General features: G+C 58.2%; 23 protein-coding genes. 18 read left to right on the forward strand and 5 right to left on the reverse strand.

The window, feature by feature from the left end; translation table 11 throughout:
* Positions 1–11 precede the first annotated feature (11 nt).
* The 7 genes from K2Q04_RS02845 to K2Q04_RS02875 all read left to right on the forward strand — a co-directional run bounded on the left by K2Q04_RS02845 (position 12) and on the right by K2Q04_RS02875 (position 6,176).
* A complete protein-coding gene (locus K2Q04_RS02845) occupies positions 12–458 on the forward strand; it encodes a RidA family protein (protein ID WP_291158943.1) in 447 nt (148 codons plus the stop codon).
* A 173-nt stretch (positions 459–631) separates the two neighbouring features.
* The gene (locus K2Q04_RS02850; RefSeq protein WP_291158946.1) at positions 632–1,507 is read left to right on the forward strand and encodes an ABC transporter permease; all 876 of its coding nucleotides are present in this window, start codon (positions 632–634) and stop codon (positions 1,505–1,507) included.
* A gap of 112 nt (positions 1,508–1,619) precedes the next feature.
* On the forward strand, positions 1,620–2,351 hold the full coding sequence (locus K2Q04_RS02855) for an ABC transporter ATP-binding protein (RefSeq protein ID WP_291158948.1): 732 nt from the start codon (positions 1,620–1,622) through the stop codon (positions 2,349–2,351).
* A gap of 33 nt (positions 2,352–2,384) precedes the next feature.
* Positions 2,385–3,470: an ABC transporter substrate-binding protein gene (locus K2Q04_RS02860; RefSeq protein WP_291158951.1), complete on the forward strand. Its 1,086-nt coding sequence runs from the start codon at positions 2,385–2,387 to the stop codon at positions 3,468–3,470.
* Positions 3,471–3,527: 57 nt separating this feature from the next.
* Positions 3,528–4,445 carry a polysaccharide deacetylase gene (locus K2Q04_RS02865; protein WP_291158954.1) on the forward strand — a complete coding sequence of 306 codons (918 nt, stop codon included), beginning with the start codon at positions 3,528–3,530 and terminating at the stop codon, positions 4,443–4,445.
* 70 nt (positions 4,446–4,515) lie between these two features.
* Complete coding sequence (locus tag K2Q04_RS02870) at positions 4,516–5,007, forward strand: flavin reductase family protein (protein ID WP_291158957.1); 492 nt, start codon at positions 4,516–4,518, stop codon at positions 5,005–5,007.
* A 38-nt stretch (positions 5,008–5,045) separates the two neighbouring features.
* Entirely contained in the window at positions 5,046–6,176 is a 1,131-nt protein-coding gene (locus K2Q04_RS02875) for a M20 family metallopeptidase (RefSeq protein WP_291158960.1), read from the forward strand.
* On the opposite strand, the gene K2Q04_RS02880 is transcribed toward K2Q04_RS02875, so the two are convergent.
* The 4 genes from K2Q04_RS02880 to K2Q04_RS02895 form a co-directional block, all read right to left on the reverse strand.
* The gene (locus tag K2Q04_RS02880) at positions 6,169–6,918 is read right to left on the reverse strand and encodes an FCD domain-containing protein (RefSeq protein WP_291158962.1); all 750 of its coding nucleotides are present in this window, start codon (positions 6,916–6,918) and stop codon (positions 6,169–6,171) included. The genes K2Q04_RS02875 and K2Q04_RS02880 overlap by 8 nt on opposite strands.
* A 421-nt stretch (positions 6,919–7,339) precedes the next feature.
* Positions 7,340–9,004: a GMC family oxidoreductase N-terminal domain-containing protein gene (locus K2Q04_RS02885; RefSeq protein WP_291158965.1), complete on the reverse strand. Its 1,665-nt coding sequence runs from the start codon at positions 9,002–9,004 to the stop codon at positions 7,340–7,342.
* The gene (locus K2Q04_RS02890; RefSeq protein WP_291158968.1) at positions 9,001–9,246 is read right to left on the reverse strand and encodes a hypothetical protein; all 246 of its coding nucleotides are present in this window, start codon (positions 9,244–9,246) and stop codon (positions 9,001–9,003) included. Before K2Q04_RS02890 ends, K2Q04_RS02885 begins: the two co-directional genes overlap by 4 nt.
* A 95-nt stretch (positions 9,247–9,341) precedes the next feature.
* Positions 9,342–9,968 carry a TetR/AcrR family transcriptional regulator gene (locus K2Q04_RS02895; RefSeq protein WP_291158971.1) on the reverse strand — a complete coding sequence of 209 codons (627 nt, stop codon included), beginning with the start codon at positions 9,966–9,968 and terminating at the stop codon, positions 9,342–9,344.
* A 299-nt stretch (positions 9,969–10,267) separates the two neighbouring features.
* Here K2Q04_RS02895 and K2Q04_RS02900 point away from each other — a divergent pair, with 299 nt between their 5' ends.
* Both K2Q04_RS02900 and K2Q04_RS02905 read left to right on the forward strand, forming a co-directional pair.
* Positions 10,268–10,780, forward strand: coding sequence for a ParA family protein (locus K2Q04_RS02900; RefSeq protein ID WP_291158974.1), 513 nt, complete (start codon positions 10,268–10,270; stop codon positions 10,778–10,780).
* Complete coding sequence (locus K2Q04_RS02905) at positions 10,777–11,223, forward strand: hypothetical protein (RefSeq protein ID WP_291158977.1); 447 nt, start codon at positions 10,777–10,779, stop codon at positions 11,221–11,223. The genes K2Q04_RS02900 and K2Q04_RS02905 overlap by 4 nt, the downstream gene beginning before the upstream one ends.
* Positions 11,224–12,764: 1,541 nt before the next feature.
* On the opposite strand, the gene K2Q04_RS02910 is transcribed toward K2Q04_RS02905, so the two are convergent.
* Positions 12,765–13,787, reverse strand: coding sequence for an Lrp/AsnC family transcriptional regulator (locus K2Q04_RS02910; RefSeq protein WP_291158980.1), 1,023 nt, complete (start codon positions 13,785–13,787; stop codon positions 12,765–12,767).
* Between the two features lie 187 nt (positions 13,788–13,974).
* Between K2Q04_RS02910 and K2Q04_RS02915 the strand changes: the two genes are divergently transcribed.
* The 9 genes from K2Q04_RS02915 to K2Q04_RS02955 all read left to right on the forward strand — a co-directional run bounded on the left by K2Q04_RS02915 (position 13,975) and on the right by K2Q04_RS02955 (position 22,519).
* Positions 13,975–14,100 carry a hypothetical protein gene (locus K2Q04_RS02915; RefSeq protein ID WP_291158982.1) on the forward strand — a complete coding sequence of 42 codons (126 nt, stop codon included), beginning with the start codon at positions 13,975–13,977 and terminating at the stop codon, positions 14,098–14,100.
* 118 nt (positions 14,101–14,218) lie between these two features.
* A complete protein-coding gene (locus K2Q04_RS02920; protein ID WP_291158984.1) occupies positions 14,219–14,752 on the forward strand; it encodes a flavin reductase family protein in 534 nt (177 codons plus the stop codon).
* A 342-nt stretch (positions 14,753–15,094) separates the two neighbouring features.
* Positions 15,095–15,463 (forward strand): OB-fold domain-containing protein, encoded by a 369-nt coding sequence (locus K2Q04_RS02925; protein ID WP_291158987.1) that lies wholly within the window; start codon positions 15,095–15,097, stop codon positions 15,461–15,463.
* Positions 15,463–16,608, forward strand: coding sequence for a thiolase family protein (locus K2Q04_RS02930; RefSeq protein WP_291158990.1), 1,146 nt, complete (start codon positions 15,463–15,465; stop codon positions 16,606–16,608). The genes K2Q04_RS02925 and K2Q04_RS02930 overlap by 1 nt, the downstream gene beginning before the upstream one ends.
* Before the next feature lie 2 nt (positions 16,609–16,610).
* Positions 16,611–17,363 (forward strand): SDR family NAD(P)-dependent oxidoreductase, encoded by a 753-nt coding sequence (locus K2Q04_RS02935; protein ID WP_291158993.1) that lies wholly within the window; start codon positions 16,611–16,613, stop codon positions 17,361–17,363.
* A gap of 7 nt (positions 17,364–17,370) precedes the next feature.
* Complete coding sequence (locus K2Q04_RS02940; protein ID WP_291158996.1) at positions 17,371–18,174, forward strand: enoyl-CoA hydratase-related protein; 804 nt, start codon at positions 17,371–17,373, stop codon at positions 18,172–18,174.
* Positions 18,149–19,714: an aldehyde dehydrogenase family protein gene (locus tag K2Q04_RS02945; protein ID WP_366935735.1), complete on the forward strand. Its 1,566-nt coding sequence runs from the start codon at positions 18,149–18,151 to the stop codon at positions 19,712–19,714. The genes K2Q04_RS02940 and K2Q04_RS02945 overlap by 26 nt, the downstream gene beginning before the upstream one ends.
* A 65-nt stretch (positions 19,715–19,779) precedes the next feature.
* Positions 19,780–20,877: an LLM class flavin-dependent oxidoreductase gene (locus K2Q04_RS02950; protein WP_291158999.1), complete on the forward strand. Its 1,098-nt coding sequence runs from the start codon at positions 19,780–19,782 to the stop codon at positions 20,875–20,877.
* A gap of 232 nt (positions 20,878–21,109) precedes the next feature.
* Complete coding sequence (locus K2Q04_RS02955) at positions 21,110–22,519, forward strand: cytosine permease (protein ID WP_291159003.1); 1,410 nt, start codon at positions 21,110–21,112, stop codon at positions 22,517–22,519.
* Positions 22,520–22,640 lie beyond the last annotated feature (121 nt).

Below are 22,640 nucleotides of genomic sequence, written 5' to 3' on the forward strand. Positions count from 1 at the left end.
GACGAACTAGTATGAACACAATTGCAAGCCGATGGACACCGGCGAAGCGTTTGATGCCTGCAGGGCATTGGGACTGGTCGATGCCAGTTCCATTTTCCCAGGGCTGGAAATGCGGCCCGTTTATCTACGTCGGTGGCCAGATTTCGGCGGATGACAAGGGCCGGACCATTGGCGTTGGCGATATCGAACTCCAGACGCGAAACGTCTTCACGGCCATCAAAAACGTACTTGCAGAAGCTGGCGCCGAGATGCGCCACATCGTGAAGTTCAACACCTTTTATGTCTTTGACGGTCCCGACGAGGAACTAACGCCTTATTGGGAGCGAATGACGCGGGTTCGCCTCGAGTTCCTAAAGGAGCCCGGGCCTTGTGGAACCGCAGTTCGGATCCCCGGACTGGGTTACCCAGACTTGCTGATCGAGGTTGAGGCCATTGCCTACGTTCCGGAGCTAGCCTAGCCGACGGATTTGGCGTCGGCGCCTCACTAAGAGCGCTGACGCCAGACGACCGCCCGTGCCGGGATTGGGTCGGTAGTTCAGCTGAGCCCTACTGCGCAGTGAGAGTCCGGCTAAGCGAAGGGGAAATCCGGGTGGGATCAAGCCCGCCAGTACTCTGGATTTGAGAGCGAGAAATGGCCTTTGCAGTGCAGATCCCTCCGGAACAAACAACGACAACACCCGAACACCTTTCCCGCATGGAGCAGGACGAAGATGCTCCATTGCGTGTGTTCAAGTTCGGTGCGGTGCTACCGCGATCAACCACGTTACTACTAGGCATTGTGGGCTGGGGTGTGCTGCTTGCCGTTTGGCAGCTTCTCGCCGAGACAGGATCAATGTCGAGCTTGGTGCTCCCAGGTCCAGCAGCAGTCGTGTCGGCGCTATACAGGCTGTTTGCCGAACGCGATTTCATCGGCGACGTGACAGCCAGTATCGTTCGTGTGCTCGAGAGCTTCCTCGCCGCCTGCCTCGTTGCTGTTCCCCTCGGCATTGTCATGGGAGCGTTCCGTCCGATCGAAGCCTTAGTCAATCCTATTGTTGCAGCTTGGCGCTACCTGCCCGCGCCCTCGTTCGTGCCCCTGCTATTGATGTGGTTCGGCACCGGCGACACCCAGAAGCTGGCGTTGCTGTTTCTCGGCGTCGTTTGGTTTCTCATCACACTCGTGATGGACTACACCAAGGCCGTGCGCACTGAACTCGTCGAGACTGCACTGACGCTGGGCGGAACCTCCAGACAGATCCTATGGACCGTAGTGGTTCCCGCAGCCCTACCAAACATATTTATCGCCTTGCGTCAGGTACTAGCGGTGTCTTGGACCTATCTCGTCATCGCCGAGATCGTCGCGGCGACCGACGGCATCGGGGCGATGATGATGCGGGCCAGCCGCTTCGTTCGCACAGACGAAGTCATGGCAGGCATCCTGATGATCGGCCTTCTCGGGCTTGTCTTCGACTTCCTATTTGCTTGCGCTCAGCGCTTTCTCTTTCCCTACGAACGCGGAGGAACTTGAGATGGAGGAACATGCCATGTCGCCCTCACCGCCAATGCCCACTCCGTCATCGACGGAGCCCACGAGAGAAAAATTACACATCGTCGGCGTCTCTAAATGGTTTACATCCAGGATGGGCCGGACCACTGCCCTCCAAGACATATCCCTGAAAATCCATGACGGCGAATTCGTCGTTTTGCTTGGGGCATCAGGATGCGGTAAATCAACCCTTCTGAGGATGATCGCGGGTCTCGAAGTTCCCTCCGCGGGTCGGATTTTTGCCGAAGGTCGTGAAATCACGAGCCCAGGCCGCGACCGCGGGCTCATCTTCCAAACCTACACTTCATTTCCTTGGCTCACGGTGCGTAAGAACGTCGAGTATGGGATGCGGTTGAGGGGAATGCCTCGAAAGGAACGAACCAGTCAGGCGCGGCACTTCATAGAGCTTGTCGGCCTGGAACGGTTCATGGATGCCTATCCCTACCAACTCTCGGGTGGGATGAAGCAGCGCGTCGCAATTGCAAGGACGCTCGCGAACAGACCAGAGGTGCTGCTGATGGACGAACCATTCGGCGCACTGGATCCCGAGACCCGTTGGCAGATGCACGACCTCATGTCGGACGTCATGGCCAAGTCTAAAACCACGGTCATCATGGTTACGCATGACGTCGAGGAAGCCATACTTCTCGCCGACCGAATTGTCTTCATGGGCCGGAACCCGGGACGCATTCGCGAAGTCATAGAGCCTGCCCTCGAAAAGAACGCAGGCGACAAGGAAAGCCTCAGGACTACACCAGCCTTTATCGCGCTCGAACGCAAGATCCGCTGCACGATGCGGGCGGACAGCCCCACCACGCTTCAGTGAATCCGGTCGCCCTTCCAACAGAGAGGAGTTCCCATGCTTGACACCCCACTTGCTATGTCGCGCCTCAGCATCGGTAAAACATTTGCCCTGGCCGCAGTCGGAATACTGCTTGGCGCGGCACCATCGATTGCGAAAGAGAGCGTAAAAATAGGCCTCGCTTACCCCTGGGCCGGCTACGGCTTTTGGTACTTAGCGAAGGAAAAAAACCTCGCTCCGGACCTCGACATTGAAATCACTATCATGAGTGATCCATTGCAAAGCCAAGCCCTTTTGGCGGCCGGGGCCATCGACGTCGTCGACAGCACGGTCGACTACGCACCGGTCGCCGCGGAAAATAAACTGCCTCTCAAGATCGTCGCCAGTCACACCGCATCTTATGGTGCCGACAAGATTCTAATCCGGCCCGGCGTCGACATCCCTGCAGGAATCATTGGTCAGAAAGTTGCTGTTCAAGAAGGATTCATCGGCCAGATCATGATGGGTATGTGGCTCGAGAAGAACGGCGTCGGAGTGGACAAGGTCAAATGGGTCAGCATCGGCCCCGAGCAGACAGTCGCCCCTATGATCACCGGAGATATCAAGGTCGGCTATCTCTTCGAGCCGTGGTCGAGCCAACTTCTCAAACAACTCGAGGGCTCGAGCGTAGTGTATAGCACCCTCGATCCCGACTTGCAGAAAGCGGCGATCGTTGCCGACGCCATGTACATGTCGGATAAATTTTTATCGCAGCGACGCGAGATCGCGGTCAAGGCGATGAAGGCCTATTGGGACGGAGTCGCTTACTGGAGGAAGAATCCGGCTGAGGCCAACGCGATTATGGCCAAGGCTCTGCAATTTACGCTCGCTGACGTGACAGGTACGATCGGGTCGACCGGTTCAGGAACCGACGGTCCACTCCACGTCGACACGTTTTCCTACGCGGCAACTTACTGCGGTCAAGCCGACGGCGAAATGCCGGCTGGTCAGAAGAAGGGACAAATCTTCGACAGCCTCAAGACTATCAATGACTGGTGGATAAAGCTCGGCGTCATGAAAACCAAAGTCGACATCGCGGCGCATGTCGATTGCGGGCTGTTTGGCGAACTCATAAAGGCGGGCTACGGCGATCCCGCTAAGTAGCTAGCCCCTGTCGCGCCATGACGCCCCAAATTGCCTGACTTTCTTGGAGAAACGCCCATGATTCAAAATCCCGTTCCGTGGCCAAATGGCGCGCGTTGCGCTTGCGCCATCACGTTCGACATTGACACCGACTGCATCTTGCATCTTGAGCATAAGGAGCGCGCGCCACAGCTCGTCTCGACAATGTCGTGGTTGAAATACGATGAGGTCGCGATACCTCGCATCCTCGAAATGTATCGTCGCTTCAACATTCGCCAAACGTTTTTCTATCCGGCTTGGTGCATCGAACGCTATCCGCGGCTCGTCGAGATGATTCTGAAGGATGGCCACGAAATCGCTGCTCACGGCTACTTACACGAGAATCCTAACCAGCTCCCGCCAGAAGAGGAGTTGTTTTGGCTAGAAAAGCAGATCGACATCATCAAACGGACAACGGGACAGGCGCCGCGCGGCTGGCGCGCGCCGCTGTACAATTTCTCCCAGTGCTCCGCTGAGTATCTCGCACGCAATGGCTTGATCTACGATTCGAGTCTCATGGGTGATGATATTCCCTACATTCTCCGGACGGTCTCCGGCGACGTTGTCGAGTTGCCGACTCACTGGGCGATGGATGACTGGCCGCACTACACCCACTTGCCCGATATGCATTACTCGATGCCGATAAAAGCGCCGGATGAAGCGATGAATGTCTTCATGTCGGAATTTGACGCCATGTGGACCCACGGCGGCCTTTGGGTGACGGTCTGGCATCCCTTCGTGTCGGGCAGGCTCGCGCGGTGTGTACGCGTCTCTCAAATGATCGAGGAGATGCTCGATCGCGGCAATGTTTGGTTTGCGCCGCTCGAAGAGATCGCACGCCATGTGAAGGCATGCATTGCGGATGGGCGGTGGAAGCCGCGTGTCGATTCACTCCCGTACTATGATGCTGTGATACCGGAGCTTTCCATCGAACCGAAGCGGGGCAAGGCCGCTTGACACGCGCTCGAAGCCACGCGCGTTGTTACGAATATCGCCTCTATCCGCTGGTTCCAATTTGAGACGGCCAATGACAAAAGATCTCTTTCTTCAAGGGATGAGTAGAGCAGCCTGCACGGTCTCATTGGTAACGACGGACGGACCAGCGGGGCGGGGAGGAGCGACCGTCAGCACCTTGACGTCAGTCTCCGCCGATGGCGTTCGTCCTTCGCTCCTGGTCTGCATGCATCACCTGAGCCATGCAGCCGGAGCCGTGCATCGTAATCGCGTTTTCTGTGTCAACATCTTGCGCGAGGAACACGCGGAGCTATCGGATGTTTTCGCAGGTCGATCCCAGGTGCACTCAGATAAGAAATTTGAATACGCGAACTGGCATACGTTCAAGACGGGCTCGCCTATTTTGTCGGACGCGCTGGTCGCGTTTGACTGCGAGCTGAAGAGCGAAATGCAGTATGGCACGCACTGGATCTTCATCGGCGAGGTGGCGGATTTGAAGCTTTCCAAGCCGGGCTTGCCTCTCCTCTATGCAAATCATTCTTACGGGATTCCGGCAACGCTCTAACGGCTGACTGCCCCACCTGCCTCAATGGAGCGCTAAGCATGAATACTTTGTTGGATCCGGTGGCTTTGACGAGCCGCTTGGTGCGTTACAACTCTATCACCGGGCCTCAAGCTGAAAATGCCTGCGGGCGTGATCTTGGCCAATGGCTTACTGATGCAGGTTTCCGCGTCGAGTATCATGAATATGGTCCGGGGCGGCCAAACCTTCTCGCCCGATTGGGCCGGTCGGATCTCGGGCCGCCACTTGGATTTAGCGGGCATCTCGATGTCGTCCCGCTCGGAGATCAGGAATGGTCGGTCAATCCGTTCGGCGGCGATATTGTGCACGGCCGGGTCTATGGTCGCGGCTCCACAGACATGAAGGGTGGAATCGCAGCCTTTGTCAGCGCTGTCGCTGGATTGCGACGCGAACTCGAGTCCACCGCTGGCGTTCTCCTTGTCATTACTGCCGCAGAGGAGACGGCGTGCCAGGGCGCGCTTCATCTTGCTAAGCTTGGCGTGCTCGGGAACGTCAGCGGACTTGTGCTCGCGGAGCCAACCAACAACAGGCCGGTGATCGCTCACAAGGGCGTGCTGTGGGTGCGGGCGGAGACGGAAGGGGTTGCCGCCCACGGCTCGACGCCGCAGCTTGGTGTCAATGCGATTCACAAGATTGCTGACGCAGTTCAGGCGTTGCGGGCGCTGAAGCTGCCCGACGACCTCGATCCGCTGATGGGTTGCGCAACGCTCAATATCGGTAAGATCGGTGGCGGCGCGAACATCAATTCGGTTCCTGATCGCGCTTTCGTCGAGGTCGACATTCGCACGCTGCCAACGATGAGGCATGCGGACATTCGCGACGCCCTTGAAGCGGCTCTAACCGCGACGGGCGCACGTATTGATACTCTCGCCGATCTTTCCGGGATATGGACGGACCCAAGAGGGCCATTTGTCCGTGATATCTTTGAGATCGTGAAATCGGAGACCGGAGCAACGCCGGCCATCGAGGCCGCCCCTTACATTACCGATGCGTCGGCTCTGACGCCCGCCTTTGGCGGCGTGCCGACCGTCATCTGGGGGCCAGGTGACCCGGCTTTGGCTCATTGTTGCGACGAGTACATCGAGGTATCGCGGATCGAACAAGCGACGCGATTCTATGATGCCCTACTAAGGCGCCTTGTTATCAAGTGAGGGGAATTTCGTTCAGACGCGCGACCTCTATCGCTCGGTCGCTCCACGTCCGTATATGGCGTTGCATGAGATTCTCGGCGCCACTTGCGTCGCCGGATTTTATCGCCCGAACGATTCTGCTGTGCTCCTTAACGCGCTGGTTGTGTATGGAGTCCCATACTGGGCTTTCGGCAAATGGAGCACGGATCAACCGCCTCAGCGCACTACTGCAGCCCTCCATGACCAAGTTGGCGAGCTCATTTCCTGCGGCTGCGACAACGGCCACATGGAATTCTGCATCAATCTCATCATAAGACTCATGCTTTTGGCCCGACTTCTTCATGGATGTTACGAATTTGCCTAGGTCGGCAGCAATCTCCTCATGCTTCGGCGAGGAAGCGACTTTGCGTGCCGCCCAGGAGGATATAACGATAAGCATATCGACGACATGCTCGATCGAAATGTGCTTCAGAAGCAAATAAAGCTTCAAGAGCTGAACAAATGCGTCACCCGGCTCGCGACGAACTATTGATCCACCAGTTTCCGCGCCACGTTGAACTTTGACGACGCCTAAAGCCTCGAAGACACGTAAAGCCTCGCGAACGGAATTTCTGGAGATGCCAAACTTCGCCGCCAGCTCCCGCTCAGGAGGCAGTCGGTCACCAGCCGACAGATGCCCTTCCAGAATGGCACCTTCAAACTGCTCCAAGACTTCCTCGAAGCCGCGGCGGACACTGACTGGCCGAAAGATATTATCGATCATGACTATGGCGAGGGTTCTCGTCGTGGGTCAACGTTCTGCTGAAACGTCTGCGAACTGAAATTGAGACCGAAGCACTATAGCACCGGTGGGGCGGCAGATACAATGTCGCTTCTGCCAGGAAGATCAAAAGAAACAATCGGATAGTTTCGACGTTGGCCTGTCCGTCGTCAGGTTTTTCGGGACAGCTGAGCATCTGATCCGAGAACGGGTTTCGCTCATCTGGCTGAAGCTCATGCGGATATATTCCAGCGAGGATGCTGATCGAGGGTTCGTTGCTTGATCTTTCCTCGGCGCTGCAGGATGCGAGCACCGTCGTGCAGCACGGTCCGCCTAAGACCACGGGAGAACCCGATGACGTTCATGACCTCGAGCGGGCCATCGGAGAGCATGATCGTTGTGACTGGCCTTGGGGGGGCTCCCTTTAAGTGCCAGCCGCGATCCAGCGGGCTGCTTTTTCGGCGATCATCAGCGTTGGGCTGTTGGTATTACCGCTGATGATTGTCGGCATCACGCTGGCATCAACGACACGCAACCCCTTCACGCCGCGAACACGAAGGTGAGAGTCCACGACCGCGAGCGGATCGTCGGATCTGCCCATCTTGGCGGTGCCGACGGGATGAAAGATGGTGGTGCCGATGTCGCCCGCTATCTTTGCAAGTGCTTCGTCGGTGTCGAAGGCCTTGCCGGGCTTGACCTCTTCGGGCGCAAAGCGCGTAAGGGCGGGTTGCGATGCAATCCGGCGAGCGACACGGATCGCATCGGCGGCGACCTTGCGATCTTCTTCCGTCGATAGGTAGTTGGTCATGATCGACGGCGCATCCTGCGAGCGCGGGCTGGCTATCGTAACCGTGCCGCGGCTTGTCGGATTGAGGCCACAGACACTTGCCGTAACGGCCGAGAACGAATGCAAGGGCTGGCCGAAGGCCTCCAGCGAAAGCGGTTGGACGTGGAATTCGATGTTGGCGTGAGTCTGAGATGGATCGCTCCTGGTAAAGATTCCAAGTTGTGAGGGCGCCATGCTCATGGGCCCGGTGCGAGTGAGCGCATATTCGAGGCCAATCGTCGCCTTGCCCCAGAGCGAGGACGCCAAGGTATTGAGAGTCTTCGCCCCGTTGATCCGGTAGACTGTGCGCAGCTGGAGATGATCCTGCAAGTTGGCACCAACACCCGGTAAGTCTTGCACCGTAGCGATGCCGTGCTTCTGCAAGAGCATGCCAGGGCCGATGCCAGAGAGTTGCAGGAGTTGTGGGCTGCCTATGGCACCGGCAGCGAGCACAACCTCTCGCCGGGCGACGGCCTTCACGGGCGCGGCTCTCGATTCAAACTCGACGCCCTTGCAAACGAGGGCACCGAGGGAATCTCGCCCAAGCGTCACGCCCTTGACCTGCGCGTTGGTCCAGACCGTGAGATTCTTGCGCCTTTCGATCGGTTTCAGAAAGCCGCTTGCCGTGCTCCAGCGCCAGCCTTTGCGCTGATTAACTTCGAAATAAGCCACGCCCGTGTTGTCGCCGCGATTGAAGTCATCGGTTTTCGGAATCCCGGCTTGCACGGCTGCGTTCGCGAACTCATCGAGAATCTCCCAGCGGAGACGCTGCGCTTCTATGCGCCATTCGCCGCCGTGGCCGTGGTGGCGCTGGATTTCGGTCGCAGTACCGTTGAGCCGGGGGCGAGCATCGATGTCAAGCTGGTGGTAGTCCTCGTGTGCCTTGAAGTCGGGAAGGCAGGCCTCCCACGACCATTCGTTAGCGCCGGTCAGGCGGGCCCATTGATCGTAGTCCCTGGCCTGACCGCGCAGATAGAGCATGCCGTTGATTGACGAGCAGCCGCCAAGCGTACGTCCGCGCGGATAGAGGAGCTTGCGCCCGTTGAGGCCTGGATCGGGTTCGGTGCGCAAACACCAGTCGGTCCGCGGATTGTCGATGCAGTAGAGATAACCAACGGGTATGTGAATCCACGGATAGGAATCCCGGCCGCCCGCTTCCAGGAGCAGCACGCTTCGCGATGGGTCCGCAGACAGCCGGTTGGCCAAAAGGCAACCGGCTGTGCCGGCGCCAACCACGATATAGTCGAAGGCGAGTTCGCTCATTTGGACACCGGCATAGCGAATTCCGCGCCCTTCGAGATCTCCTGCGACCAACGTTCTATGATCGCCTTTTGCCTGGTGTCCAAGCGCACGCCTTCCTCGCCGTAAGTGTGCGTATCGCCGAATAGGCTGTTCCTCCAACCACTGAAACCGCGCCACGCCATCGGCAAGCGGCCATCGCTCGCTGCAAGACAGCTGCTGCCGATGCCGTTTCCGATCATGATCGGCTGTCCTGTCGTGTCCATGATCAGTTCCTCCGTTTCAGTCGCAGCGTTGTTCGGGTGGCACTGGCTACGCGGCTTAATTAGACCAACCGTCTAGAAAAGGGCAAAAAACACGCTCATTTTTGGACGACGGCAAAAAAGCCATCGGCAAATATCCTTAGCGGTTTGGCGCTTTGCTCGAGCTTGGCACGTAACACCGCGCCCTCCCAGCCGATCCAGAAGAGGGTAGCGAGTTGTTTGCAGTCGGCATCGACAGCGATTTCTCCTGCGTCTTTGGCGCCCTCCAGGCATTTCGCTGTTCGCGCTTCCCAGTCTTTGAAGACGCTGCTCAACTGCCGTCGGTATCCATCGGGAAGAGCGCCCATTTCCTGGCCGAGATTGCCGACTAGGCAACCGCGCCGGAAACCGTGCCGTGCCATGCCGCGTTCGGCGTCACGCGTGAATTCCTTGAGCCGCTCCAGTGGCGAGCACTCCGCGTTCAACAAAAACCTATCGATACGGCCCGCGAAGTAGGCAGCGTAGCGCTCGATGAGCACGGCGCCAAACCTCTCCTTGCTCTCGAAGTAGTGGTAGAAAGAACCTTTGGGAACATTGACCGCAGAAAGGATCTCGTCGAGACCCGCAGCCAAGAACCCCTTTTCCGTCAGGATCGCCATGCCGACGCGGATGAGATCTTCCCGTGTCTGGCTAAAGCTGGCATGGGCTTTCAGCGGTCGGCCGCGACGGCGTGACGGTGTCGTCATGGCGAATAATTAGACCAATAGTCTAGAGAATGTCAACGATTATGGCTCGGCTGCTGCGTTGAAGTGCTGTTGGCGTCGTAGTTCGAGTGTTCGCCGCTTGATGTCGTCGCGTCATTCGAGGATGCGAGGTCCCCGTCCGAAGTAGACGTCGGCCGAGGCTAGATTGTCCAGGTTTTCGTGATAGTGGCGGTGGTTGTGGCTATGGGCGAAGTTGTCCCTTTAGATCGCCATCAAGCTTCAATCTGAGCGACTATTTACAGTCGTCTCCATTCAAGACAGATGAAGCGACTCGGTTTGATATGGTTTTGATTGATGCGCCGCCGCGATTGCTCACAGGCGTAGTCAACGCGCTCACCGCCAGCACGCACGTCCTAGTTCCGACAATTCTGGACGGCCAATCGCTCAATGCGACGCTCAACACTCTCGCAGCCATTCAGCAGTTCCGAATGAAGCTCAATCCTCAGCTTCAGGTCCTCGGCGTAGTGCCGTCGATGATTGCTGCGTCCACTGGCTACAGCCCTTTGGAAGAGACATTCATTGAGTCTCTCGAACGGCAAATTCCGCCGATGTACAATGGCATTGTTCCACTTCTAACCAGCACCCCAATCTGTCAGCGCCAAGAACTTGCTAAAGCTGGCGGCAGCGAAATACTTTTCAGCTCTGACGGGAAGTCTGCCTCAGTTCGGGCGGCGCGAGATATGTTCCGTGAGCTTGGTCAGTCGATTGGGGAGCGTCTGCGCTGGACCAATCCGATAGACCGTTCGGACGTTTATGTGATGCCCGGCCAAGATAAGAGAGCGTTGGTATCGTGAAAGTCAAAGACTTGCGGGAGAGATTAATCGGAGCTGCCGAAGGGAACTCCGACGCCCTGGCATTGCTGGAAATGCTAGACCAGATCGGAGAGGTCTCCGTCGAGGAATTCGGACGGGCGATAAAGCCTGCTCTTGATAAGTTGATCAAGAAAGTGGCGTCTGAAAAGAAGAAACGAGAAGCATTCAATAACGACGCTATAGATCGCTTTCTTTCCGAACTAGCGACAACGAAGGAAGATAACGCGTCATTCGAAGCCGTCGTAAAGCGGATCGAAAAAGACAAAGCTTTGAAGATCGCCGATGCGAAAGAACTAGCACGGAAGTTCCTTGGCGAACTGCCAAAGACAAAGACAAAAGGCGATCTTCTGAAAGCAATCCTTCAGCGTCAAATAGAGGAACGTCGACTGAAAGATCGTCGCGAACACATCAGCGATCTGTTCTGAGATCAGCGAGACGGACACCAAGGGTACCGATCTCACAACCTACACTGAACTTGATCTGCTCCGAAGATGGCAGTTTGAACGAACGGCTACTTATCCAGTAACCCATTGGACAGCGCGGAAAACTGTAAACTCCATAGGTTCGAGTTTTTGCCTCGACAACGGAGTTCTTCGGAAGGAGTTCGTTCGCTTCTCCGTGTGAAGCCAGGGATAGCCTTAGCTACCCCTGCTTCTTACTCAGACCTATCGCTCGTTATCGGGCGGCAACGCTTGAGGAGGGCGGGGTCGTCTAGCCCATATCTCTCCAATGACGAATCCGATGGCTGCGAATGCAGTCCAGACCTCCCAATCGCCGATGTGAGCGACGCGACTGGCTCCAACTACCGACAAGCCAATCACGAGCCGTAGAAGCCGCGCTGGGGTTCAGAAGCTCTTCACAATCGAGAGAATGATGATTGCCCACAGAGCGGTGCCGAAGGCCGCAAAGACAAAAGTCATCATTGATGGGCCTCCATCGGGACGGCGCTACAAGCAATGACGAATGCGAGGTCATCATTGTCGTTGGCAGCGGAATCGATGACGGCGTTGAGTATGTCGTCAGGGTGCCTCTGTTCTCTTCGGCGCGAGGCCATACGGCTAACAGAGATCGTTTGACGTCTTGTCGCTCGATCGATTTTAGGCAACATTCTCTCATCTCCTGCTAGGTCACATTGAGTGCCCAGCGGAAGTTGCCTACTGAAGTCAAAGCGTTGAAATTACTTGCAAAAACGCCGTCGAAGACGGATTGGCGCCCCGTAGGGGACGGGGACATAAGCTATTGATTATATTGGATAATTTTGACTGCTACTGCTATTCTGAGTAGCAGACTTGGGTTGCTAATTCCAGGGTCAAATACATGCAATTGATTTTGTCACGCAACTCACCACGGACAGAATCGAACGGCGCAGATGCAAAAGCGAGTCCGGCAACGAGCGAAGGTCGTAATTCACAATGCGTCGTCGGAGACGGACTTCGCAGAAGCGCTTAGGCCGCTTGATCCCAATAGCGGAAGTCGATCGCGCGCATGATCGGCGAGGCGGAGGCTATTGCCGACCGAGTCTGCTTACTGTTGTATTGCGTCAGGCCATGGCGAGTTGAACAGAGTGCCTCGCCCTGCATCTGAAGTTTGGTTCGGATCGACCACGCCTGGATCGGCCTCAGCCCCGATTAGCTTGCCCTTACCCGAGGGCATGCGAACTGTGTGCTTGTCAGCCGTGCATGCTTATCCTTGGTGGAGAGACAAACAACATGCACCCGCTCAGCACATCTCCGTGGTCCAACGTCTAGTTTTGGCAACTATCTCCGCTCTTTCGGTTAGCGATCGACACTTAGCAGACATTGACGCTTGTTTATCCACCGGCAGATAGAGCGTAAGTCGACCTGGCGATTCAGCATCGACTTTCAACGGTGGACCTCACGTGTCGCACACCTTCCCTGACCAGACGAGACTTTGATCCTCGTTCTTCCAATTTGATGAGCCAAATGAGAGAAGTTCGGTCCGCGTCTCATCGTTCAGTAGACCGGGCAGTTCCGAGCAACTGAGCATCGTCGTCGCGGATGGGTGTGAGGCGCTTGTAGTGCAGGTCGATGTAAATCGACACTTCCGCGCAGGCTACCGACGGCCAGCTTCGTACCTCATTGTCGATAATCTCCAGCAGCTCGTGCTCTGACCTGCAAATGATTTCCGTAAAGATGTCGAACCGGCCCGCGCAAATCGCGACGTAAGTCGTATTGGGCAGGCATGCCAGTGCATCGGCAAGCTCGGCAACCCGGTGGCCTGGTGCTGCGCGCAATGCCACCAAGGCCATGCTCCGGTATTCAAAACCCATAGGATTGATGAGTGCGATCACCTCGAGGATTCGCGACTCGGTGAGCTGCTTCACACGCGTGCGGACCTGGGTTTCCGAGATATTTAGATCATCGGCGATCTGCTGAAAGGATGCACGCCCATCTCGACTGAGCGCTCTCACGATATTCTTGTCGGTCTGATCGAGTTCGCGCGGACGAATCCCCTCATGCGCTTCGCTTTTGCTTCGCGCGGAAGCAAAATGCGCGTTTTGATAGTGCAGGTTTAGATATGGAAAGACCTCGATCGAATTGATTCCTACTATCGGGCCGATGTTGGCCTCGATCGTCTCTTGCAACTTGCTCATGCCGGAGCACAGGATCTCCGCATACAAAGCGAAACGTCCCGTTGCGATAATGACGTAGTCGATCGCGGGAATCTTCTTCAGCGCCTCCGCAATCCGTGAAGCCGGCACCTTGGGATCGGTCGTGAGGCCGAGGAGCGCTGCTGCGCCATACCCGAGCACTCTGGGATCGGTGAGCGCGGTGATCTGGATGACGCCTTCGTCGAGGAGATGCCGCACGCGTTGGCCCACCGTTTTCTCGGCGATGCCTACGTCGCGAGCGATCTGAGCGAACGACTGGCGTCCGTCCGCTTGCAGCATCGACACGATTTGTCGGTCAACGTCCGAGAGCGGAGCTGCCAGTCGCAAGTAGTCTGTAATCGTAAGCTTTTTTGCCATCCGGCCCTCTTTTGCCGCCTCGGGACGGCGGATCGTGTTCAAAAAAATGTCACTATACCCGAAATCTGCCTATTGACCTGACAAAATACGCGGAATACGGTCCTTTTGTCGCGTTGCGCGGCGGAAGATGAATTCAGCGAGCTGTTGGCTTTCCCCTAAGCTACGGCAGCAGATTGAGAAAACAGGCATGGACGATCTTCCCTTGCACATTCACGGCCTCAAGCACTCAGACATCGAGAAATCGCTCGGACGCATGGCTGGGCAGGTCGATGTGATCGTTCGCCGACAAGCAGTTCTGGCAGTTGCCGGATGAGAGGGGCCGACACGCCGTCCGACGAAATCGTCGCCAGATCCGCCACATTAAGGATGGTCTCCCATTGTGCTCGGCCGGAAGCCCTGGCCGAGAAACCGATGCCAAAGAGGGAACGCGTATGAGCCACATCCTCGATCCTCACTTTGTCGTCGAATGCAACAGCATCGACCCGAATGTATTCAAGGGCGCCATGGCTGCGATGCCGGCCGCGGTAACGGTCATCACGACGCTTGCCCGGGATGGTAGTCCGACAGGCGCTACTCTGTCGGCAGTGACGCCTCTTTCGTTGACTCCCGCCCTCATGCTCGCCTGCTTCGACCACCGCTCGGATACCCTAACGGCTATTCGTGCGACGCGCCGCTTCCTTATCCACGTTCTGGCCGACGGCCAGCAGAAGCTTGCACGGTGTTTCGCCGGTAAGGGCTTAGGCAAGTTCGACGGTGTTGATTGGACTGAAGGCCCTTTGAAACTGCCGTTGCTCAAGGGGAGTGCCATCACAGTCGCGTGCTGTCTATCCGAAGTTGTCCCCGGCGGCGATCACGCCATCGTCCTCGGCGAGATTGCGGACATCAACATGAACAGCAAGCTGCGTCCGCTTGTCTATGCTGAGCGGCAGTTCATTCCTCTGATGCTCGAGGGCTCGAGGTCATGAAACGGTTCGCAGCAATTTAGGCGTTTGGATTTAGTGCCAGGACAAACGCTTCTTAGCAGCGCCTCTTCATCCGCAAACGGTCTGAACATTGCTTCGGTCGTCATGACTGGCGTCATTGCGCCGGCGCAATACGCAGCGGACAGTTTCGGTGGGCAATCATCGTGCTGAACATCTGCAAGAATTGTCCTGACCGAAGTAGCGCTACTTCGGTTCGTTGGCGGCTGGCGAGGCGAATACCAAACCAGAGTGACTATAGATCATTCAGCAATGAGAAATTGGGGGCCTACGTGCGGAAGAAGTTTCTGCCACTCTAAGGCAATCATTCTGACGATCGGAGCTGTAATGCCTGCTGGATATGCCTTTGTAGCAGACGAGTTCGGTGAGATGACCCTTCTCGCGTCGAAAAGCCGAACAACCGGTTTGGGAGTCTTCCCGCGTCTGCCCGCGACCGCCCCTTCTGCCTCGCAATATGAAGATCTCGAGATTCACGGGCACGCTTCGCTCTACAGCTTCACCGTCATTCATCCGAATCCAAAATCCGGTCTCGCACCTTTCGTGCTCGCAATGGCCGACTTCCCCCAGGAGGTGCGGGTCCTGGGCCGGCTCGAGTGTGCACTCACAGACGTTGCAATCGGCATGAAATTGAGCTGTCGGCCGGCCAGCGACAACGCATCGGGCTTCGTGTTCGTTCCTGCTGCGGGGGCTGCGTAATGCGTGAGGTTTACATTTCCGGAGCGGCGATGACGCCCTTCGCCCGGCACACCCGCTCGATACAGGACCTCGTGCAGGAAGCCGTTCTCGGTGCCGTGCGCAATGCAGAGATCAAGCTTTCAGACATTCAGGCGATGTACAGCGCCAATGTTTTTGGAGGCATGATCCTCGGCCAGGTTCTGGTTCGCGACCTCGGGATCACGGGGCCTGCGCTCTATAACGTGGAGAATGCCTGTGCCAGCGGTGCGACTGCCGTGCATCTGGCGCGGATGGCATTGCAGCTCGGCAAATACGATACGGTCGTCGTTTGGGGCGTGGAAATGCTTAGCCAGCTTGGCGGCGGCACCATCCCTCTTCAGCGCAATGACTACAAAACTGAGCTCTACGCCGCTCAAGGCCTGACACTTCCATCGGTCTACGCGATGAGGGCGACACGTTATTTGCATGAGCGCAATCTTCCGCGGTCGGTCCTTGCTGAAATCGCTGTGAAGAATCGCGCCGCAGGCAGTCGCAACCCGTATGCGCAGCAGCGCAAGGAAGTGACCGTCGAGGAGGTGCTCGCCTCGCGTCAGGTCGCGGAGCCGCTGACCTTGCTGCAATGCTGTCCGTCGGTCGTTGACGGCGCGGCGTGCGTGGTTCTCACGACCCGCAAGCCGACCAATAGCGCCAAGCCAGTGCGCATTCTCGGTTCCGCTGTGCAGTCGGGTCACCAAGAACTCGGGTGTGGAGACATTCTCGATGGCGAGATAACCGCGCGTACGGCACGGCTGGCTTACGAAGAAGCCGGCGTCGACCCGAGCGAAGTGGACGTCGTCGAACTGCACGACGCCTTCACGATTGCCGAGCTCATCTACTACGAAGCGCTCGGTCTTTGTGCTCCCGGTGAGAGCGCGTCGCTCCTTCAGAGCGGCGCGACAAGTCTCGGCGGTCGCGTGCCGGTCAATCCGAGTGGCGGGCTGCTCGCCAAGGGACACCCACTCGGCGCGACTGGCGTCGCTCAGATGGTCGAGATCGTCTGGCAGCTTCGAGGCCAGGCGGAAGGCCGTCAAGCTGAGGGTGCGCGCGTCGGCGTCACTCAGTGCACCGGCGGCGGCATCGCCGGCGTCGATCACGCTGCCTCATCAGTTCACGTGCTGGCGGTGTGATGATGGAACAGAGATCTGTCATCGTCACAGGCGGCGCTCGCGGCATAGGCTTCGGCATCGCTAAGCATTTTGCACAGTATGGCTACGACGTTGCGCTGTTCGATCGGGATAGCGCCGCCTTAGCTGACGCGAAGGAAAGGCTCGCGGAGGACGCGGGCGAAACAAGCGTTCTCACTCTGGAGGTCGACGTCACCCAAGGTGCGGCCGTGAAGGAGGCTGTCGAGGCAACGCGAACGGCCTTCGGCCGCGTCGACGTTCTGGTCAACAACGCCGGCATCGTGCGCGACAAGCGCATCGTGAACATGGAAGAGGAAGATTGGGACCTCGTTATTGCGACCAATCTGCGATCTCAATTCCTGGCCTGCAAGCACGTCGCCCCCATCATGCTCGAGCAGGGGGCGGGGCGGATCATCAATATCTCGTCGCGCGCTTGGCTTGGCGGGTTCGGACAGAGCAATTACTCAGCTGCAAAGGGCGGCGTCGTCAGTCTCACTCGCAGCCTTGCCCTCGAATTCGCCAGCAAAGGCGTGACTGTCAACGCCATTGCGCCCGGCATTATAGAAACACCGCTTTTCCTCGGGTTCGACGCCAAAGTGCAAGAAAATCTGCGCTCCTCGGTGCCGCGCAAGCGAATTGGCCGGCCCGATGACATTGCGCGCCTGGCTCTGTTCCTTGCAGAGCCCGACAATGACTACGTCACTGGGCAGACGATCTATGTTTGCGGCGGTCGTTCCCTCTCGAGCGTCAGTGTCTGAGGGGCCCATGGGAATTCGCACAAACATCGAAGCTGGACTAGCGATCGTCACCATCGACCGCGCCGAAAAGCACAACGCGCTCGATATCGATCACCTTAAAGCATTGCGTGATGCTCTTACTCGCTGTGACGCTGAACCGGACGTCAGGGTCGTGCTGCTGACTGGAGCCGGAGGGCGCGCCTTCTCCACCGGAACCGACCTCTCCTCGGTCGGGACTGATGGTCCGCGGTACGCGGAGGCTTACGGGAAGGGCCTCGATTCGGCATCGCGGATGGGGCTCTATATCCGGCTCCTGGATTTGACCAACGTACCGCGCCGCAAGCCGCTCATCGCTGCTGTCGACGGCTACTGCCTTGGCGGCGGTTTTGAACTTGCGCTTCAGTGCGATCTCATCATTGCCAGCGACAAGGCCCAGTTCGGTCTTCCCGAAGTGTCGATCGGCAGTCTGCCCGGAGCAGGCGGCGTCTGGAACATCTTCCGCTGGCTACCGCGGGGGCTGGCCATGCATCTGCTGCTGACCGGAGAGCGCTTATCGGCAATGCGTGCTGTCGAGGTCGGTCTCGTCGGTAAGATCTTTCCGGCCGAGGAATTCGCTGTTCTTAGTCGGTCTTACAGCGCCTCTCTCGCCCGGCAAGCGCCTCTGTCGCTGCAGCTTATCAAGATGCTTGCTTCGCAGACCGAGGGCGCGCCTCCCGCTCTCGGCATGCAGTTGAGCGAACTAGCCTGGGGCCACTTGCGCGATACCGAAGATCGTCTCGAGGGCCGTCAGGCTTTCATGGAGAAGCGTGCACCGGTCTACAGCGGACGATGAATTCCACCAGAAGGTCACCGACACCCGTGGCCCGTTGGGACTGTTGAAGGATATGATGTTGATGAAGCAGACCTCCTCCTCCTCATTGCGTGCTCTTGAGTTTGCAGCACGCTCTCACCGGATGTTCATCGACGGTGAATGGGTGCCTGCCGCATCCGGCGAAACCTTCGACACCATAAACCCGGCGACCGAAGAGCTGCTCGCAACCGTTCCCAAGGGTGGCGCGGAGGACATCGACCGTGCCGTCCGCGCCGCGCGCAAGGCCTTCGAATACGACGCACCTTGGAGGCGCATGACCCCATCGGAGCGGGGCAAGGTCATCCATCGGATCGGCGATCTGATCCTCGAAAATGCCGACGAGCTGGCGATGATCGAGACGCTCGACAACGGCAAGCCGTTTTCGGTCGCTCGTCACGGCGACATCCCCTTTGCCGCCGACGTCTTCCATTACATGTCGGGTTGGGCGACGAAGGTGGAAGGAAGTTCTATTCCGCTCGGGCAGAAGTACCTCGCGTTCACGCAGAAGGAACCGGTCGGGGTCGTGGGCGTCGTCATAGCGTGGAACTTTCCGCTGCTCTTGTGCGCGTGGAAGCTCGGTCCGGCTCTCGCCGCCGGATGCACGGTTGTGGTCAAGCCGGCCGAGCAAACGCCGCTCGCGGCATTGCGCTTGGCGGAGATAGCGCGCGAGGCCGGACTTCCAGACGGCGTGCTCAACGTTGTTACCGGCTACGGCGACGCGGGAGCCGCTCTGACGGCACACCCCCACGTCGACAAAGTCACGTTCACCGGCTCGACTGAGGTCGGCAAGAAAATCGTGCACGCCGCCACGGGCAACCTCAAGAAGGTCTCGCTCGAGCTCGGCGGAAAGTCGCCGAACATCGTCTACGCAGACGCGGATCTCACCACCGCCATCCCGGCCGTGGCAAATGCGATCTTCGCTTATCACGGACAGGCCTGTAACGCCGGCTCGCGGCTCTACGTCGAGAAATCCATATTCGACAAAGTCGTGGTCGGGGTGAGCGACTACGCCAACAGCATAGTCCTTGGCCCCGGCGCCGAGAGCACGACCCAGATGGGTCCGCTAGTGAGCGACGAGCAGCTCAACCGCATCCTTGGCTACATCGCCGCGGGCAAGGGCGATGGCGCCCAGATCGCCGCGGGCGGCGAGCGGCACGGCAGCAAAGGCTACTTCGTCAAGCCGACCGTGCTGACCGATACGCGCCCCGATATGTCGGTTGTGCGTGAGGAGATCTTCGGCCCGGTGCTTGTCGCCATGCCATTCACGGACGCGTCCGACGTTATCCGGCAGGCGAACGACAGTCCGTACGGCCTCGCCGCGGGCGTGTTCACGACCAACCTGTCGCGAGCGTACACGACCGCGGCGCGCCTTCAGGCCGGCACCGTCTACATCAACCAATACCACATGCTCAACGCAGCGCTGCCTTTCGGCGGCTTCAAGGAGTCGGGTTGGGGCCGCGAGTTGGGCCGGCTCGCAGTCGATGACTTCATGGAGTCGAAGTCGGTGGTGGCGGCACTGTGAGGATCGATGCGCAACAGCCTACCCGCCGTTAGCACTCACAAAAATGATCAAGGGAGGAGAAAAAGGTGCGTGTAGGTTTATTGCAAGAGGGTGACTTCACCGGCACGACGATGGCGGAACGCTATCGCGAGATGATCAACGAAGTGGCTCTCGCCGACAAGTTGGGTTTCTCCGCGTGGGGAACGTCAGAGCAGCACTTCAGTCCGCCGTCGTTCAGCGTCTCTGCGCCAGAAGTGCTGTATGCCGCGGTGGCGGAAAACACCGAGCAGATCATCCTTCGCGTGATGGCCTCGATCCTCGTGCAGTACAACCATCCCGTAATGATTGCCGAGCGGGCCGCCACGATGGACATCATCTCCAACGGGCGATACGAGCTGTGCACGGGCCGATCCAACAACAAGACCACGCTGAATGCCTTCAAGGTGCCTATCGCCACCACTCAGGAGCAGTGGACTGAGGGCATTGAACTGCTCCGCCGAGCGTTCACCGACGAAGTGCTGACATTCGACGGAAAATTCTGGCAGGTGGGGGAATGCCAAGTCACTCCCAAGCCGATCCAGAAGCCGTACCCACCACTTTCAGTCACCGCGACCAGCGTGAAAACCCACGGCTTGGCGGGTGCCAAGGGGCTCGGCGTTGTCTCGGCGGACAGCTACTTCGGCTGGGACTACATCCGTCAGTGCGTCCGCGCCTACATTGAAGGCTCCAAGAGCGAGCCGAACGTACAGCCGCGCAACAACTATTACGGCTACTACGTCTGCACGGCCTACTGCGCTGAAACGCGCGAGGAAGCCTTCGCGATCGCTGAAGCGCAAGCGCTCCAGTACTTCAAGGCTGTCGTCGATTTGTACTCCGGGATGTCGTCGAACGCGTCCTACGAATATATGGCGCAGATCGAGCCCCTACTGAAGCACAAGGACGACATTCAGGCGCTCATGCAGCATACTCCTGCTGTGATTGTCGGAACTCCCGACTACTTCATAGAGACCTTCCGCAGGCTCGAGGAGCAAGGCATTGACGAGGTGCTGCTCCGCATCGACGGCTTTGGCCACCAGAACCACCTGAAGACAATTCGTCTGATCGGCGAGAAAGTCATCCCCAACGTGCGCGGGGAGCGTGGTCGTGACGTGCGCACCAACCTCACTATGGGAACGGGAGCCTGACAATGTCGAAGCAATTCGCTCCAGCGGAGAGTGCTAGTTCCGCGAACACTGCCACACCCAGAGGCCATGCATCTGATTATGACAATGAGCTTGCGTCTCTGCTCGCAGAGCGGATCCGCTTGGTGGAATCCGGCGTGTCAGAGGACACGGCACTACGGGCACGCGACTACATTTTGGCAATTTTGGTGGCAGGGGTTCTTCCTCTGATCGCGCTGGTGATCGGAGGAATGCAATGAGCGACTTTACCACTTACGTAACGAGAGCTAACGATGAAGGCTGGTGGCCGGCAGCGCCGGGCGACCGGATCTGGTCGACGACGACCATGTTCGGCGTCGCGGTGAGTGTGTCCGTCGCTACATGGGTGTTCATCATCGGCGCTACCGCTGCTGCGTATCTGAATTTCACTCAGGGCGTTGTGGCGATGCTCGCAGGGTCGATGCTCGGCATTCTCATTCCGGTTCTGGCCGTTCTGCCGATCACTGCTAAGTACGGCATTGACTCGGTGGCGGCACTGCGGCCCCAGATGGGCACGCGAGGCGCATACTTCGGTCTGATTCTGCTTGCGCTCTCCGTCATCGGGTGGAATTCGGTGCTGACCATCTTTCTTGGCCAGGCATCGTCACAAATCGGGGTGTCGCTCGGGCTGGTCGGCGCCGATCAGGCCGCCAGCGTCCAGATCGCTGTTATTGCTGCGACCGTACTCGGTGTATGGATCACCCTGGCGCGCGGCGCCCAATCGGTATCGATGGTCGGCACGCTTGTGGCGCTCTCCGTACTCGTGCTCAGCGCCTTGATCATTTTCCTGATCATCAACGGGTTCGGCTTGGACAAGCTACTGGCCGCCAAGCCCGCGTACGCTAGCGAGTCTCATAGATACAATTTTACCACCGGCGTCGAACTGCTGATGGCGATCAACCTCGCATGGTGGCCATACATCGGCGGACTGGTGCGGCTGGGTAATGGTCCGCGCCGCTCGATGTGGCCCATGATCCTGGGCATCGGACTGTCCGTTGCCGGCGTTTCGGTCATCGGTCTCGCGGCCACGCTCGCAGTGCCGGATTCCGCTGGCGACCCGACGAAGTTCCTGCTCCAACTCGCGGGACCAATTGGGGGTGTCCCGATCCTGCTGTTCATCATCCTGGCCAACTTCGGCACGCTGCTGGTCGGAACTTACGTGTTCGCAGTCGGCATCGGTCAGGTGACTTCGCTTCAGGGGAAGTTGCCGTGGAACGTGGCGACGCTGCTGGGCATCTTGCCGGTGTTCATCGTATCGACGTTCTTTGCCGAGCAGCTGTACGGACATATTCCGGTGTTTCTCGCTTTCCTCGGCCTGACCTTCGCGCCTGTGTGCGGCATCCAGCTTGCCGACACGTTCCTGCTGCGCCGTAAGGCGTCGCTTACGGGGATTTTCGTGCACGGACCGGGCACGCCCTACCACTACGTGGGTGGTGTGAACCCGTTCGCGCTTGTCGCGCTGGTCGTAGGCGTTGCCACGTACATGTTCCTGCTCGATCCGCTGACGTTCGCGTCCAGCACGCCCTACGAGTATGTGACGGCGACCCTGCCGTCAGTGTTGCTATCGGGCCTTTCTTACGCGGCGCTGATGAAGTGGGCGGCGCCCAAGAGTTGGCTGGAATCATGAACCCAACCCGACCGCGAGCCGCGTAGCAGCTCGCGGTCGACCTAAGCCGCGCAGGGCGCTGTCAGTGCCCTGCGCTTCCGAGCCTCTCCCGACTTTTCCGTCAGATCCATCGAGAAGGGTC

Origin of the sequence: Hyphomicrobium sp. (assembly GCF_019753045.1) — a bacterium.
Classification (GTDB): Bacteria; Pseudomonadota; Alphaproteobacteria; order Rhizobiales; family Hyphomicrobiaceae; genus Hyphomicrobium_B.